The 14,719-nt window shown below is 66.3% G+C and carries 12 protein-coding genes; 7 read left to right on the top strand and 5 right to left on the bottom strand.

What is annotated here, in order from left to right:
* Positions 1-17 precede the first annotated feature (17 nt).
* Complete coding sequence (locus QX010_RS10470; protein ID WP_316179272.1) at positions 18-362, top strand: hypothetical protein; 345 nt, start codon at positions 18-20, stop codon at positions 360-362.
* A gap of 37 nt (positions 363-399) precedes the next feature.
* Here the strand turns inward: QX010_RS10470 and QX010_RS10465 are convergent, their stop codons facing one another.
* The 4 genes from QX010_RS10465 to QX010_RS10450 form a co-directional block, all read right to left on the bottom strand.
* On the bottom strand, positions 400-1,860 hold the full coding sequence (locus QX010_RS10465) for a trehalose-6-phosphate synthase (RefSeq protein WP_316179270.1): 1,461 nt from the start codon (positions 1,858-1,860) through the stop codon (positions 400-402).
* 225 nt (positions 1,861-2,085) lie between these two features.
* Positions 2,086-2,898: a trehalose-phosphatase gene (gene otsB, locus QX010_RS10460; protein ID WP_316179268.1), complete on the bottom strand. Its 813-nt coding sequence runs from the start codon at positions 2,896-2,898 to the stop codon at positions 2,086-2,088.
* Positions 2,899-4,413: an MFS transporter gene (locus tag QX010_RS10455; RefSeq protein WP_316179267.1), complete on the bottom strand. Its 1,515-nt coding sequence runs from the start codon at positions 4,411-4,413 to the stop codon at positions 2,899-2,901.
* 423 nt (positions 4,414-4,836) lie between these two features.
* Positions 4,837-6,873, bottom strand: a complete 2,037-nt coding sequence (locus QX010_RS10450; protein ID WP_316179265.1) for a methyl-accepting chemotaxis protein — start codon at positions 6,871-6,873, stop codon at positions 4,837-4,839.
* 300 nt (positions 6,874-7,173) lie between these two features.
* Here QX010_RS10450 and QX010_RS10445 point away from each other — a divergent pair, with 300 nt between their 5' ends.
* The 4 genes from QX010_RS10445 to QX010_RS10430 all read left to right on the top strand — a co-directional run bounded on the left by QX010_RS10445 (position 7,174) and on the right by QX010_RS10430 (position 12,209).
* Complete coding sequence (locus QX010_RS10445; RefSeq protein ID WP_315717018.1) at positions 7,174-7,659, top strand: (2Fe-2S)-binding protein; 486 nt, start codon at positions 7,174-7,176, stop codon at positions 7,657-7,659.
* A 99-nt stretch (positions 7,660-7,758) separates the two neighbouring features.
* On the top strand, positions 7,759-10,104 hold the full coding sequence (locus QX010_RS10440; RefSeq protein WP_316179263.1) for a xanthine dehydrogenase family protein molybdopterin-binding subunit: 2,346 nt from the start codon (positions 7,759-7,761) through the stop codon (positions 10,102-10,104).
* A gap of 18 nt (positions 10,105-10,122) precedes the next feature.
* The gene (locus tag QX010_RS10435) at positions 10,123-10,923 is read left to right on the top strand and encodes a xanthine dehydrogenase family protein subunit M (RefSeq protein ID WP_316179262.1); all 801 of its coding nucleotides are present in this window, start codon (positions 10,123-10,125) and stop codon (positions 10,921-10,923) included.
* Between the two features lie 173 nt (positions 10,924-11,096).
* On the top strand, positions 11,097-12,209 hold the full coding sequence (locus tag QX010_RS10430; protein WP_316179426.1) for a CaiB/BaiF CoA-transferase family protein: 1,113 nt from the start codon (positions 11,097-11,099) through the stop codon (positions 12,207-12,209).
* A 361-nt stretch (positions 12,210-12,570) separates the two neighbouring features.
* Here the strand turns inward: QX010_RS10430 and hppD are convergent, their stop codons facing one another.
* On the bottom strand, positions 12,571-13,689 hold the full coding sequence (hppD, locus tag QX010_RS10425) for a 4-hydroxyphenylpyruvate dioxygenase (RefSeq protein ID WP_316179260.1): 1,119 nt from the start codon (positions 13,687-13,689) through the stop codon (positions 12,571-12,573).
* Positions 13,690-13,807: 118 nt separating this feature from the next.
* Between hppD and QX010_RS10420 the strand changes: the two genes are divergently transcribed.
* The gene (locus QX010_RS10420) at positions 13,808-14,287 is read left to right on the top strand and encodes an Lrp/AsnC family transcriptional regulator (protein WP_315801713.1); all 480 of its coding nucleotides are present in this window, start codon (positions 13,808-13,810) and stop codon (positions 14,285-14,287) included.
* 90 nt (positions 14,288-14,377) lie between these two features.
* On the top strand, positions 14,378-14,689 hold the full coding sequence (locus tag QX010_RS10415) for a DUF1272 domain-containing protein (protein ID WP_315801714.1): 312 nt from the start codon (positions 14,378-14,380) through the stop codon (positions 14,687-14,689).
* The last annotated feature ends 30 nt before the right edge of the window (positions 14,690-14,719 follow it).

The raw sequence follows: 14,719 nt of genomic DNA, 5'->3' as shown, positions 1-14,719 counted from the left end.
CCATGAGGGACCTCGCCATGCCGCCATCCTCCCCTGCCTGTCTCGCCATCCTGCTGGCCGCGGCGTTCAGCCTCGCCGCCGCCGGGGCGGCGCGTGCCGATCAATGCACCAAACAGGGGGTCGACGTGACCTGCGACGACGGCCGCAAGGGGATCTGGCAGGGCGACGCGATCCTGTGGCCGGACGGGACCAGGTCCAGCCTCAACCCGCACCCGTCCGTCATCGTCGGCAACAAGGCCTCGGTCGTCGTCGGGCCGGGCGTGTTCGTCGGCCAGGGCAAGGGCATGGTGCCGATGGACAATCCGAGCTCGCCGAACAAGCTGCGCTGCGCGGTGCTCGACGGCGTGTCCTACTGTCATTGAGTCTCGCCGCCCTGGGGCGGCGAGAGGCAACGCTCGGTCAGTGATAGCGCGCACCGGGCGAGAGCATGCGGCCGGCCAGGAAGCCCGCGGGCGCCGCAGGCAGGGGTTCGATCTCGACCTCGGCGGCGTCGCCGTCCTGCAGGGTTTCGACGAAGTCGGCAAACCATTGCTGGATCGAATGGCGGCGCAGCTTCGTCATCATGATCTCGTAGCGCATGCGGCGCTCGTTGAGCGGCATCGACAACGCCGTCGCGATCGTCCGGGCCATGCCATCGATGTCATGCGGATTGACCAGGAGTGCCGCGTCGAGCTCGTTGGCGGCGCCGGCGAATTTCGACAGCACCAGCACGCCCGGATCGACCGGGCTCTGCGCGGCGACATACTCCTTCGCCACCAGGTTCATGCCGTCGTGCAGCGGCGTGACGACGCCGACCTGGGCGCTGCGATAGAGTCCGGCCAGCACACCCTGGCCATAGCCCTTGTTGAGGTAGCGGATCGGCGTCCAGTCGACCTCACCGTGGCGGCCGTTGACCTCGCTGACGAGGCGCGCGACTTCGCTCTGCAGATTGCCATAGGCCTCGATCGATTCGCGCGAAGGCGTCGCGATCTGCAGCAGCGACGCGGCACGCAGCAGGCTCGGGTGCATCGTCCACATGCGATCGAAGGCATTGACGCGGTTGACGAGGCCCTTGGAGTAGTCGAGCCGGTCGACGCCGATGGCGAGCTTCTCGCCATTCAGGCTGCGGCGCAGCCGCGACACGTCCGGATGCGCCACCGCCTTCGCCGCCTGCTGCGCGAACTTGTCGGCGTCGATGCCGATCGGGAACACGGCCAGACGCGTGCGGCCGTGCAGCGACCTGACCACGCCGTCGCGCACCTGAAGGCCGAGATCGGTGCGGATGCAGGCGGTGAAATTCTCCCGATCATCCTCGGTCTGGAAGCCGATCAGATCATAGGCGAGCATCGCGGTGACGAGATCGCGGTGATTCGGCACGCTGTCGATGACGCAGCGCGCGGGCCACGGCGTGTGCAGGAAGAAGCCGATCGGGCTCTTCACACCGAGCGTGCGCAACTCCGCGCCGAGCGACAGGAAGTGATAGTCCTGGATCCAGAACAAGGTGTCCGGCTTCTGGAATCGGAGCAGCGCGCGCGCCACGAAGGCGTTGACCTCGCGATAGGACCGATAATCATCATGCGAGACGCTGATCAGATCGCTGCGCGAATGCAGCGCCGGCCACAGCGCCGAATTGGCGAAGCCTTCGTAGTAGCCGGCGTAATGCGCGGCTGGCAGATCGAGCAGCGCCAGCGCGCCTTCACCGATCTGCTCGATCTCCGCAATCGGTTCCGTCTGCGCGCCGTCACGCACACGTCCCGAAGACCCCACCCATACTGCCCCCGATTTCTCCACAACGGGCAGCAATGCTGCCGCAAGTCCGCCGGTCATTGGCTCGTTGGCTTTGCCACGGGCCACCCGATTCGAAACCACGACGAGGTTCACAGCTCCCTCCTGTTGGTCATGTCGGTTAACAGCTGTTCATCAATATGGTTCCAGGCCACCCTTTCAACCAAATGAAACCAAATTCGGGCATTCGCGCGGTGTAATCACAGCGTCAATCAAGTCAGAACGTTTCTAATCAAGAGCGACGCATGCAACATGCGAATGCATGGCGAATGGAACTAATAACGCGGCGATGCGGAACCCCTGCGCGGACTGCTAGGTCGACTAATTAGTTCCGCCGTCGGCGAGGCGCGCCAGGAACGCGCGCACGTCGTCCGGTGCGTCGAAATGTCCGTCGACACCGAGCGCGCGGCGGCCGACCGAGAACGACAGGCCGGCGAAATCCGGCATGATCGCGAACACCGTCTCGTCGGTGACGTCGTCGCCGATGAAGAACGGCTTGCGTCCCTTGAACGGCGCGTGCCGCATCAGCTCGCGCACGCCGCTCGCCTTGGTGAAGCCGGCGTGCTTGATCTCGCACACACACTTGCCTGGCAGCACCTCGATCGGCGCCCCCGGCAACTCGGCGCGGATGCGCGACACCTCCTCGTAGATCGCTTTCTCCGCCTGCGGCGCGAGGCGATAATGCAGCGCCAGCGAGTACCCCTTGTCCTCGAGCAGAATGCCGGGGCTGAGCTTGGCGATCGCGGCGAGCCTGCGCTTCAGCTCCTTGTCCAGCGGCGGCGCCTTGATCGCGTCCGCCTCGCCGCCGCCGCCGAGCCGCATCTCCGCGCCATGGCCGCCGACGGCGGGGTAGACCTCCGGCGCGAAGATGAGATCGATGTCGTTGAGCGAGCGGCCCGAGACCAGCGCCAGCGCGCCGGAGGTTCGTTGCAGCAACGCGTTCAGTGCCTCGGCAAGGCCCGGCGGCACCCACACCTCGCGCGGCGTCGGCGCAAGATCGAGCAGGGTGCCGTCGATGTCGAGCAGGATCGCGACCTCGCGAAGATGCGGCACGAGACTCACCGGCGTCGGAACGATCTCGGCGGGCTCCGACGCAGGCGAAGCGATCAGATCGGAGTTGTCGGACATCATCATCTACTCCATGACAGCGAGCGGACGCGCCACCTGCTCGAGCGATTTGCGCTCGGCCGCGATGGCATAGCGCCAAGCGACGAGCGCCGCCACCAGCATCAGCGCGGCACCGAACAGATAGCCCCCGAACACCGCGCCGCGCGCCCCGCTGTCGAGCAGCACGCCGAACAGCGCGGGTCCCGCCACGCCGCCGATCCCGGTACCGATGGCGTAGAACAGCGCGATCGCGAGCGCGCGCACCTCCAGCGGAAAATTCTCCGACACGGTGAGATAGGCGGCGCTCGCCGCCGGTGACGCGAAGAAGAAGATCACCATCCAGGCCGCGGTCTGGGTCGCTGCGCTCAGCACGCCGATCGAGAACAGATAGCCGGTGAGCGCAAGCAGCACGCCGGAGACGCCATAGGTGAAGGTGATCATGGCGCGACGGCCGAGCGTATCGAAGAGGCGACCGAGCAGCAGCGGCCCGAGCACGTTGCCGGCCGCGAAGGGCAGGATGTACCAGCCGACGTGATCGGACTTGATGCCGTAGAAATCGGTCAGCACCAGCGCGAAGGTGAAGAAGATCGCGTTGTAGAAGAACGCCTGCGCGATCATCAGCGTCAAGCCGACCAGCGAGCGCTGGCGATAGACCGAGAACAGCGTGCGCGCGACCTCGGCGAGCGGCGTGTGATCGCGCATGCGCAGGCGAATCTTGGGCAGGGATTTGGCGCGCTCCTCGCAGTCGTGGCCGGTGACGTCGCGCTCGATGGCGGCGACGATGTCGTGAGCCTGGTCCGGATGACCATGGATCATCAGCCAGCGCGGGCTTTCCGGAATCCACATCCGCATGATCAGCACGACCAGGCCGAGACAGGCGCCGATGCCGTAGGCCAGCCGCCAGCCGACATCGGGGCCGGCGAAGGCGGGATCGAGCAGCACGATGGCGCCGACGGCGCCGAGCGCGGCGCCCAGCCAGAAGCTGCCGTTGATCATGAGATCGGTCCAGCCGCGATAGCGCGCCGGCACCAGCTCCTGGATCGTCGAGTTGATCGCGGTGTACTCGCCGCCGATGCCGGCGCCGGTCAGGAAGCGAAACAGCGCGTAGGTCGCGACATTCCACGACAAGGCGGTGGCGGCCGTCGCGGACAGATAGAGCGCGAGCGTGATGAAGAACAGCTTGCGGCGGCCGATGCGGTCGGTCAGCCAGCCGAAGCCGAGCGCGCCCAGCACGGCCCCGGCGAGATAGGCGCTATTGGCAAGCCCGATCTCGAGATTGGAGAAGTGCAGCGTCGGGCTCTGCTTGAGCGCGCCGGACAAGGCGCCGGCGAGCGTCACCTCGAGCCCATCGAGCACCCAGGTGATGCCGAGCGCCAGCACGACGCGGGTGTGGAAGACGCTCCAGCGGAGGTCATCGAGCCGGGCCGGGATGTTGGTTTCGATGATGCGATCCTGGCCGGCCGTATCGCCCGGCGGCGCGCTGGATGGCGGCGCTGACGTGATGACGCGGAGGTGCGGAAAGGATGCCTGTCGGGGTGCCATGGAATCCCATTGCGACGGCGCGGGTCGCACCGCATGCTCGACCGAGAGGATGAAGCAAATGCGGCAGCGAAACCCTGCCGCTGCGACCCAACGTCTCGGCCAGCGCTGGGTTCCCCCAAGCGGGGTGGGGAACCTACTCTCGGCACCAATCAGGCCGGGTCAGACGGTCGCGTAGCGGGCCCCAAATGCCGCCTCACACTTGGCTGTCGTCCCGGGCAAGTCCGCTGACGCAAAGCGTCGGCGGACGCAGACCCGGGATCCATACCGCGTGATGCCAATTTGAGGTACGCGATCAATACCGCCCGTCCCACGACTGCTGCGGCGTATGGGTCCCCGCGTTCGCGGGGACGACAGCGGAATGTGCAGCCGCGGCCTCGGCATACCATCGGCCGATCGAGTGCGACCGGCAAAAGTCCTGACGATTTACGCCGCGCGGATGTTGGCCATGAAGCGGTTGAGCTCCGCGCGCAGGCGGGCGCTCTCCGAGGACAGCGACTGGGCCGAGCGCAGCACCTCCTCCGAGGCTTCGCCGGTCTGGGTCGCGCCGCGATTGACCTGGGTGATGTCGGTGGCGGCGGCCTGCGTGCCCGCAGCGACGCTCTGCACATTCCTGGCGATCTCCTGGGTCGCGCCGCCCTGCTGCTCGACCGCGGTCGCGATCGACGAGGCGATGGTCGAGATCTGGCGGATGGTGCCGCCGATCTGCTTGATCGCGGTCACCGACTCCTGGGTCGCCGCCTGCATGCCTGAGATGTGGTTGGAGATGTCGTCGGTCGCCTTGGCGGTCTGCTCCGCCAGCGACTTGACCTCGGAAGCCACCACCGCAAAGCCGCGGCCGGCATCGCCGGCGCGGGCGGCCTCGATGGTCGCGTTCAGCGCCAGCAGGTTGGTCTGCTCGGCGATCGCGGTGATCAGCTTGACGACGTCGCCGATCTCCTGCGCCGCGCGCGACAGCTTGCCGATGCGCCCGTCGGTCTCCTCGGCCTGGGCCACGGCGGATTCCGCGATGCGGCTGGACTCGCGGACTTGGCGGCCGATCTCGTCGACCGAGGCCGACAGCTCGTCGGTCGCGCTCGCCACCGAGTGGATGCGGCCGGTGGCCTGGTCGGAGGTGCCGCTGACGCGGCTCGCCAGCGACTGCGTGGTCTCGGCGGTGCGCGTCAGCGTCGAGGCCGCCTGCTCGAGGTGCTCGGCCGAGGTCGAGACGTTGGACACGATCGAGCCGACGGCGGTCTCGAACTCGTCGGCGAAGCGGATGAGCTCGGCCCGCCGCGCGGCGCCCGCCGCCTTGTTCTGGGCGTCCTGCGTCGCGGCGTCGCGCTCGGCCTTGGCCACCGCCTGCACTTTGAACTCCTCGACCGCCGCCGCCATCTCGCCGATCTCGTCGCTGCGCCCGAGGCCGGGCAGCCGGACGTCGAAATTGCCCGAGGCAAGCTCGCGCATCGCCTTGCACATCGTGATCATCGGCCTGGAAATGCCGTTGCCGAGCATCAGCGCCAGCACGGCGCCGAGCGTCAGCCCGCCGATCGCCAGCATCGCGATCAGCCGCTCGATGTCCGCGATGGTGGTGTTGGCGGCGGCCTCGATGCGCTGCTGGTCGGAGGCGACCTCGGATTTCAGCCCGTTCGACAGCGCGATGATCTCGGTCCCGACGAGGCCCATTTCCTGTTCGAGCTTGCCGAGCGCCTTCATGTTCTCCGATAGCTTGATGAAGGCGGCGCGATACTGCTTGATCAGGTCGCCGAGCTCGGCGACGCGCTGGGTGATCTTCTCGTCATTGGCATAGATCGTCACCAGCGAGGTTTCCAGGAAGCGCGTGCGCGCGATGGCGCCGTCGGCGGTCTTGGCATCCGGCTTGGCGATATAGGTCCCGACCAGCGCGGACACGGTCAGGTACTGGCCGGTGAGGTCCTTGGCCGTCGTCTGCACCGACGGCAGGCCGGCGAGCGCGGCAGTGTCCGCCAGATCATCGAACTTGAAGCGGATCTTGTTGCCGATGATGCCGATCTGGTCGGTCGCCAGCTTGGCGTTCTCGCGGGTCAGGGCAACGATGCTCGAGAACGTCTTGGCGAAGGCCTGAAACTGCGCCTGCAACTTGCCGACCTGCGCACGCCGCTCGGCGCCGGTCGCGGCCATCGATTTGTCGATCGCGGCCTGGAGCGCCTGCTGGGCAGCGGTGGCCGCCGCCTCGTCCTCGGCTTTGCCGGTCAGGGCATAATAACGGGCGAGCGCCTGGTACGAGACCAGCTCGCGATCGACGGTGCGGGCGGTGTCGGCTTCCGCAACGCTGCCGCGATAGGCCGCCACCGCCGCGGCGACCCGCTCGAACCCCAGATAGGAGAAGCCGATGCTGGCGGCGGAGATGGCCAGCACCACGGCAAAGCCGAGGACGATCTTGCCGCGAAATCGCAGGGTCAGAAAATTGGCACGCCGCGACTGCGGCGCAAGCTGCGCAGACATTCCCACCCCCGACACGCCATTCTTTAATATTGGCCACAAACCAACCCGCCCGGCGGCAACGCACCAGAGCGTGATCAAAACTACGTCACAATGGCTAAGGGGCGGTAAATGGGCGGCATCGGCCTACGGCCTGCGCTCTCACCTGTGCCGGTGCCGCCTCGCATGGCGGGCCACATGCGACCGAATCGCCGAGGCCGCGCGCAAGACGTCGCAATGACATCAGAGACGAAAATTCGAGTTGCAAAGTCCTGAGGGCGCTGTTTCTAATCAGAATAAGAAAAATTCATCGGGAGGTTACTCGTGTCGACAGTCAAACTGACGGTGAACGGCAAGGCGGTCTCGGTCGAGGCCGAGGATCGCACCCTGCTCGTTCACCTCCTGCGGGATCATCTCAATCTCACCGGCACCCATGTCGGCTGTGACACCAGCCAATGCGGCGCCTGCGTCGTCCATATCGACGGCCGTGCCGTGAAATCCTGCACCGTGCTCGCCGGCCAGGCTGCCGGCGCCAACGTCACCACCATCGAAGGCATCGCCAAGGGCGACGAGCTGCACCCGATGCAGGCCGCCTTCCGCGACAATCACGGCCTGCAATGCGGCTATTGCACGCCGGGCATGATCATGTCGGCGATCGATATTGTGCACCGCCACGGAGGCGAGCTCGACGAGAGCACGGTGCGTGAGGAGCTGGAAGGCAACATCTGCCGCTGCACCGGCTATCACAACATCGTCAAGGCCGTGCTCGACGCTGCCGGACGGATGAAGGTCGCGCAAGCTGCCGAATGAGGCGGGCGAGAGCCGCCGTTTACCGCAATACCGAGACCACGACCGCTGCGCGCGATGGCCGCGGCGGGACAATAGAACTCCGGTAGGGGAGAGATTCGCATGGGTATGGAAGGCATTGGCGCCAGCGTCGTCCGCAAGGAGGACAAGCGTTTCATCACCGGCAAGGGCCGTTACGTCGACGACGTCAAACTGGTGGGCATGACCTTTGCCCATTTCATCCGCAGCCCGCACGCGCATGCCAAGGTCAAGAGCATCGACTCCTCGGCCGCCGAGGCGATGCCGGGCGTGGTCGCGGTGCTGACCGGCAGGCAGATCGTCGACGACAAGGTCGGCAACCTGATCTGCGGCTGGGCGATCACCTCGAAGGACGGCTCGCCGATGAAGATGGGCGCATGGCCGGCGATGGCGCCGGAGACCGTGCGGTTCGTCGGCCAGGCCGTCGCCGTGGTGATCGCTGAGAGCAAGAACCTCGCCCGTGACGCGGCCGAAGCCGTCGTGGTGGAATATGAAGAGCTGCCGGCAGTGGCCGACATGCCCTCCGCGCTGAAGCCCGGCGCGCCGCAGCTTCACCCGGAGGCCCCCGGCAACGTCGTCTATGACTGGCATATTGGCGACGAGGGAGCGGTCAACGCCGCCTTCGCCAAGGCCGCCAACGTCGTCACGCTGGAATTGACCAACAACCGGCTCGCACCCAACGCGATGGAGCCGCGCGCGGCGATCGCCGACTACGACGCCGCCGAGGAGCACTTCACGCTCTACACGACGTCGCAGAACCCGCACGTCGCCCGCCTGGTGCTGTCGGCGTTCTACAACATCGCGCCGGAGCACAAGCTGCGCGTCATCGCGCCCGACGTCGGCGGCGGCTTCGGCTCCAAGATCTTCATCTATCCCGAGGAGATGGTGGCGCTGTGGGCCTCCAAGAAGGTCGGCCGCCCGGTGAAGTGGACCGGCGACCGCACCGAGGCGTTCCTGACCGACGCGCACGGCCGCGACCACATCTCCAAGGCGGAGATGGCGCTCGATGCCGACAACAAGATCCTGGGGCTGCGCGTCAAGACCCACGCCAATTTCGGCGCCTACATGTCGCTGTTCTCGTCCTCGGTGCCGACCTATCTGTACGCGACCCTGCTGTCGGGCCAGTACAACATCCCGGCGATCTATGCCGAGGTGATGGGCGTCTACACCAACACCACGCCGGTCGACGCCTATCGCGGCGCCGGACGCCCTGAGGCGAGCTATCTGCTGGAGCGGCTGATGGAGACCGCGGCGCGCCAGCTCAAGGTCGATCCGGCCGAGCTGCGGCGCAAGAACTTCATCACCCAGTTCCCGCACCAGACCCCGGTGATCATGGCCTACGACACCGGCGACTTCAACGCCTCGCTCGACGCGGCGCTGAAGGCCATCGACTATGCCGGCTTCGCAGGCCGCAAGGCGGCCGCCAAGGCGCAGGGCAAGCTGCGCGGCATCGGCTTCTCCTGCTACATCGAGGCCTGCGGCATCGCGCCGTCCAAAGCAGTCGGCAGCCTTGGCGCCGGCGTCGGTCTGTGGGAATCGGCTGAGATCCGCGTCAATCCGGTCGGCACCATCGAGGTGCTCACCGGCTCGCACAGCCACGGCCAGGGCCACGAGACCACCTTCTGCCAGCTCATCGCCGAGCGCCTGGGCGTGCCGATCAGCCAGGTCTCGATCGTTCATGGCGACACCGACAAGGTGCAGTTCGGTATGGGCACCTACGGCTCGCGCTCGGCCGCAGTCGGCCTCACCGCGATCCTCAAGGCGATGGAGAAGGTCGAGGCCAAGGCCAAGAAGATCGCAGCGCATGCACTGGAGGCCTCGGAAGGCGACATCGTCATCGAGAACGGCGAGTTCAAGGTGACCGGCACCGACAAGTCGATCGCGCTGCCGATGGTCGCGCTCGCCGCCTACACCGCGCACAACCTGCCGGACGGCATGGAGCCCGGATTGAAGGAGAGTGCCTTCTACGATCCGACCAACTTCACCTTCCCGGCCGGCACCTATATCTGCGAGCTCGAGGTCGACGAGGCCACCGGCAAGACGTCGTTCGTCAACTTCGTGGCGGCGGACGATTTCGGCCGGCTCATCAACCCGATGATCGTCGAAGGTCAGGTCCACGGCGGTCTCGTCCAGGGCATCGGCCAGGCGCTGCTCGAGCACGCGATCTACGATAGCAACGGCCAGCCGGTCACGGCGTCCTTCATGGACTACGCGATGCCGCGCGCCGACGACGTGCCGTCCTTCAAGCTCAGCCACACCACGACCCTGTGCCCGGGCAATCCGCTCGGCGTGAAGGGCTGCGGCGAGGCCGGCGCGATCGGCGCATCCGCCGCCGTGATCAACGCGATCACGGATGCGATCGGCAACAACAAGCTGGAAATGCCGGCGACGCCGGACCGCGTGTGGCACGCGATCCATGGCAACGCCTGATCGAACGGAGGAGCAACCATGTACCAGACCACTTATCACCGTGCCTCCTCGGTCGACGAGGCCGCGGCGCTGTTCTCCAAGGGCAGCGAAGCCAAGTTCCTGGCCGGCGGTCATACCCTGATCCCGGTGATGAAGCAGCGGCTTGCTGCTCCGTCCGATGTCATCGACATCGGCAAGATCAAGGACCTGATCGGCATCCAGTTGACCGGCGACACGCTCACCATCAAGGCCGCGACCACCTACTACGACATCATGACCAATGCCGATGTGAAGAAGGCGATCCCTGCCATCGCCCATCTCACCTCGGTGCTCGGCGATCCCGCGGTACGCTCCCGCGGCACGATCGGCGGCTCGATCGCCAACAACGACCCGGCAGCGGACTTCCCCGCGGCGCTGGTCTCGCTCGGTGCAACCGTGAAGACCAACAAGCGGTCGATCGCGGCCGGTGATTTCTTCAAGGGCCTGTTCACGACGGCGCTCGAGGACGGCGAGATCATCACCGAGGTGTCGTTCCCGGTGCCGGAGAAGGCCGGCTACGCCAAGATGCGCCACCCCGCGTCGCGCTTTGCGCTCACGGGTGTGTTCGTCACCAAGACCAAGGGCGGCGACGTCCGCGTCGCGGCCACCGGCGCCTCGCAGAGCGGCGTGATGCGCGTGCCCGCGATCGAGGCGGCTTTGAAGTCGAACTGGTCGGCGTCGGCGATCGACGGGGTCAGCATCCCGGCGAGCGGCCTGCTCAGCGACATCCACGGCTCGGCCGATTATCGCGCCAATCTGGTGAAGGTGATGGCGCAGCGCGCGGTGCAGGCCGCGGGCTGACCTCACAACGCGGATCATTCCGCGCAACGGCACGACAAATTCCATGCGGCGCGCAGCAATGCGCGCCGTTTTGCTTTGCGGCATACGGCGCGCTTGCGTTGGCCTGATGCACGCGGGACAATTGCGGATCAGAACGCGATCCGAAAAGACGCGTGAATCAAGGACACAACGACGTGCTCGACAAGACCGCTCCTCACAACCAGACCCGCGCCACCGGACCGCTCGCAGGCTTCCGCATCGTCGAGTTCGCCGGCATCGGACCGGGTCCGTTCGCCTGCATGCTACTGGCGGACATGGGCGCGGAAGTGGTGACGCTGGATCGTGTCGGCGCGCGCAAGACGATGAAGTCGGTCGCCGGCCGCGGCCGCAAGGTGATCGAGCTCGATCTCAAGGACAAGTCGGTCATCGCCGAGGTGCTCGATCTGCTCGCCGATGCCGACGCGCTGATCGAAGGCTTCCGGCCCGGCGTGATGGAGCGGCTCGGCCTCGGCCCCGACGCGGTGCTCGCGCGCAATCCGAAGCTGGTCTACGGCCGCATGACCGGCTGGGGCCAGGAGGGACCGCTGGCGCATGCGGCCGGTCACGACATCAACTATATCTCGATCACCGGCGCGCTGGCCGCGATCGGACCCCGGGAGCGCCCGGTGCCGCCGCTCAACCTGGTCGGCGACTTCGGCGGCGGCGCGCTCTACCTCGTCGTCGGTGTGCTTGCCGCGCTGCTGGAAGCGTCAAAGTCCGGCAAGGGACAAGTGGTGGACACCGCGATGTGCGACGGCGCGGCCTCGCTGCTCGCGATGTTCTTCGACCTCACCGCGATGGGCCGCTGGACCGAGGGGCGTGAGCGCAACTTCCTCGACGGCGGCGCGCATTTCTATGGCGTCTACGAATGCGCCTGCGGCAACTTCATCTCGATCGGATCGATCGAACCGCAGTTCTACGCGCTGCTGCGCCAGCACGCCGACCTCTCCGACCCCGCCTTCGACGCGCAGATGGACCCGCGCGCCTGGCCGGCGCTGAAGGAGAAGCTGGTCAGCGTGTTCAAGAGCAAGACGCGCGAGGAATGGTGCGCGATCATGGAAGGCACCGACATCTGCTTCGCGCCCGTGCTGACGATGTCGGAGGCACCGAGGCATGCGCACATGGCCGCGCGCGGCGTGTTCGTCCAGCGGCACGGCGTGACGCAACCCGCGCCAGCGCCAAGGTTCTCACGGACGCCGTCGACCATCCGTGAGCCGGAGGTGACGGAGATCGGGACGCTGGTGAATGCTTGGAAGGCTGGGCGTTAAGCGGACGGCTGCGGTCGCGCCGACGGTGCGCTACGCGACTATTCCGATCTGAATGAGTTGGCCACGCCCCCTCCTCAAACGCGGTGTCGTCCCGGCGAACGCCGGGACCCATAGCCACCGGCCGTCGTGTGGCGAAAATTATCGATGACTGTGCCCGATCGATACATCACGCGGTATGGGTCCCGGCGTTCGCCGGGACGACACTGTCTGTGGAGCGACGGCGTGCGTCCCACACACACACCGTCATTGCGAGCGCAACGACTTGTCCGCCGAAGCTCGAAGAGCGAAGGCGGAAGCAATCCAGGGCTACAGCGGAAGTCTGGGCTGCATCAGCGAGAGCAACACACACCGATGAGCGGCCCTACTCCGCCGCCTCCACCTTCAGCACGCCGCGGCGGATCTGGTCCTCCTCGATCGACTCGAACAGCGCCTTGAAGTTGCCTTCGCCAAAACCGTCGTCGCCCTTGCGCTGGATGAACTCGAAGAAGATCGGGCCGATGGCATTGGCCGAGAAGATCTGCAGCAGCACCTTGGTGTAACCGCCGGCAACGACGCCCTCGCCGTCGATCAGGATGCCGTTTCTCTGCAGCCGGGCGAGGTCCTCGCCATGCTTGGGCAAACGCGCGTCGATGCGCTCGAAATAGGTGTCGGGCGGCGACGGCATGAACGGCAGGCCGGCGGCGCGCAGGCCCTCGACGGTTGAGTAGATGTCGCGGGCGCCGCAGGCGATGTGCTGGATGCCTTCGCCGCGATAGATCTTCAGATACTCCTCGATCTGCCCGGAATCGCCAGCGTCCTCGTTGATCGGAATCCGGATCTTGCCGTCGGGGCTGGTCAGCGCGCGCGAGAACAGGCCGGAGGCGCGGCCCTCGATGTCGAAGAAGCGGATCTGGCGGAAGTTGAACAGCTTTTCGTAGAAGCCGGCCCACACGTTCATGCGGCCGCGATGCACATTGTGGGTCAGGTGATCGATATAGTAGAGGCCCGAGCCCGCGGGCCGCGGGTCGCGCGCGCCGGTCCAGTCGAATTCGAGATCATAGGCCGAGCCCTTGGCGCCATAGCGATCGACCAGATACAGCAGGCTGCCGCCGATGCCCTTGATCACAGGAACGTCCAGCGTCTTCTGCGATGCGGGCAGGTCGGCCGGCTCCGCGCCGAGCGCGATCGCGCGCGCGTAAGCCTTGTTGGCATCGACCACGCGGAACGCCATCGACGGCGCGCAGGGGCCGTGCGCGGCGACGAAGTCGTGACCGTGGCTGCCGGGCTCCTCGTTGACGAGATAGTTGATGTCGCCCTGGCGATACAGCGTGATCGCCTTGGTCTTGTGGCGCGCGACCGCCACGAAGCCCATCAGCTTGAACAGGGCATGCAGCTCGCCGGCGTCGGGATGCGCATATTCGACGAACTCGAAGCCATCCGTGCCCATCGGGTTGTCGGCGGAGATGGTGGCAGGCGGCGCATCGTGAGGAAACGGACCCATGGCAAGCTCCTAGGCTGATTGGATTCATGATCTCCCCAATTCGGTGCATGGAGCATGCAAACCATTGTCATTTTCGCCGAGATATGCACGATCCGTGCATGATTAGGGGAGATAGCGCATGAACTCCGTCGATAGCTTCGATCTCCGCATCTTGGCCGCGCTCCAGGATGACGGTCGCCTGACCAACCAGGAGCTGGCCGAGATCGCCGGGCTCTCGGCCTCGCAATGCTCGCGGCGGCGGATGCGGCTGGAGGAGGACGGCGTCATCGCCGGCTACCGCGCCCAGCTCGCCAGCCAGGCGCTCGGCTTCGAGCTGATCGCCTTCATCCAGATCACGCTGGCGACGCATTCGCCCGACAACGCCGAGAAGTTTCGCGCGCTGGTGAACCGCATCGACGACATCCAGGAGGCCTACGCGCTGACGGGCGATTCCGATTACCTGCTGAAGGTGGTGCTGCGCGACCTCAAGAGCCTGTCAGACATCGTCAACAACGTGCTGATGCCACACCAGAGCGTGGCGCACGTGCGCTCCTCGATCGTGCTCGACCGTCTCAAGGAAAGCGCCAAGCTGCCGCTGGCGTCGTTGTCGACTGGCTGAGCTTTCGCGGCGCGAATCGAGGGAAATGCGCCCTTCAACATCATCATTGCTTTTGCGACAGTGATCGCGTCCCTGACCTGCGAGACGCCCATGGCCCTGCAGCTTCGGCCCAATTGCGAATATTGCGACAAGGACCTGCCGCCGGCCGCGCAGGACGCGCGCATCTGCTCCTATGAATGCACCTTCTGCGCCGACTGCGTCGAGACCAGGCTGTTCAACGTCTGCCCGAACTGCGGCGGCGGCTTCGCGCCGCGGCCGATCCGGCCGGCGCGGCAGTGGCGGCCGGGGGTCTGCACGGTGAAACAAGTGCCGTCGGACAAGCGCGTTCACCTGAAATATGCGGCCGAGGATGTTGCCGCCTTCGTCGCCGGCGTGAAGCACGTGCCGCCAGTGGAGCGTTGAGCTCTCTCCCCGTCATTATGGATTCCGGGC

Source organism: Bradyrhizobium sp. SZCCHNRI1009, from assembly GCF_032487575.1.
Classification (GTDB): domain Bacteria; phylum Pseudomonadota; class Alphaproteobacteria; order Rhizobiales; family Xanthobacteraceae; genus Bradyrhizobium.
This window is presented reverse-complemented; position numbering and strand designations above follow the sequence as displayed.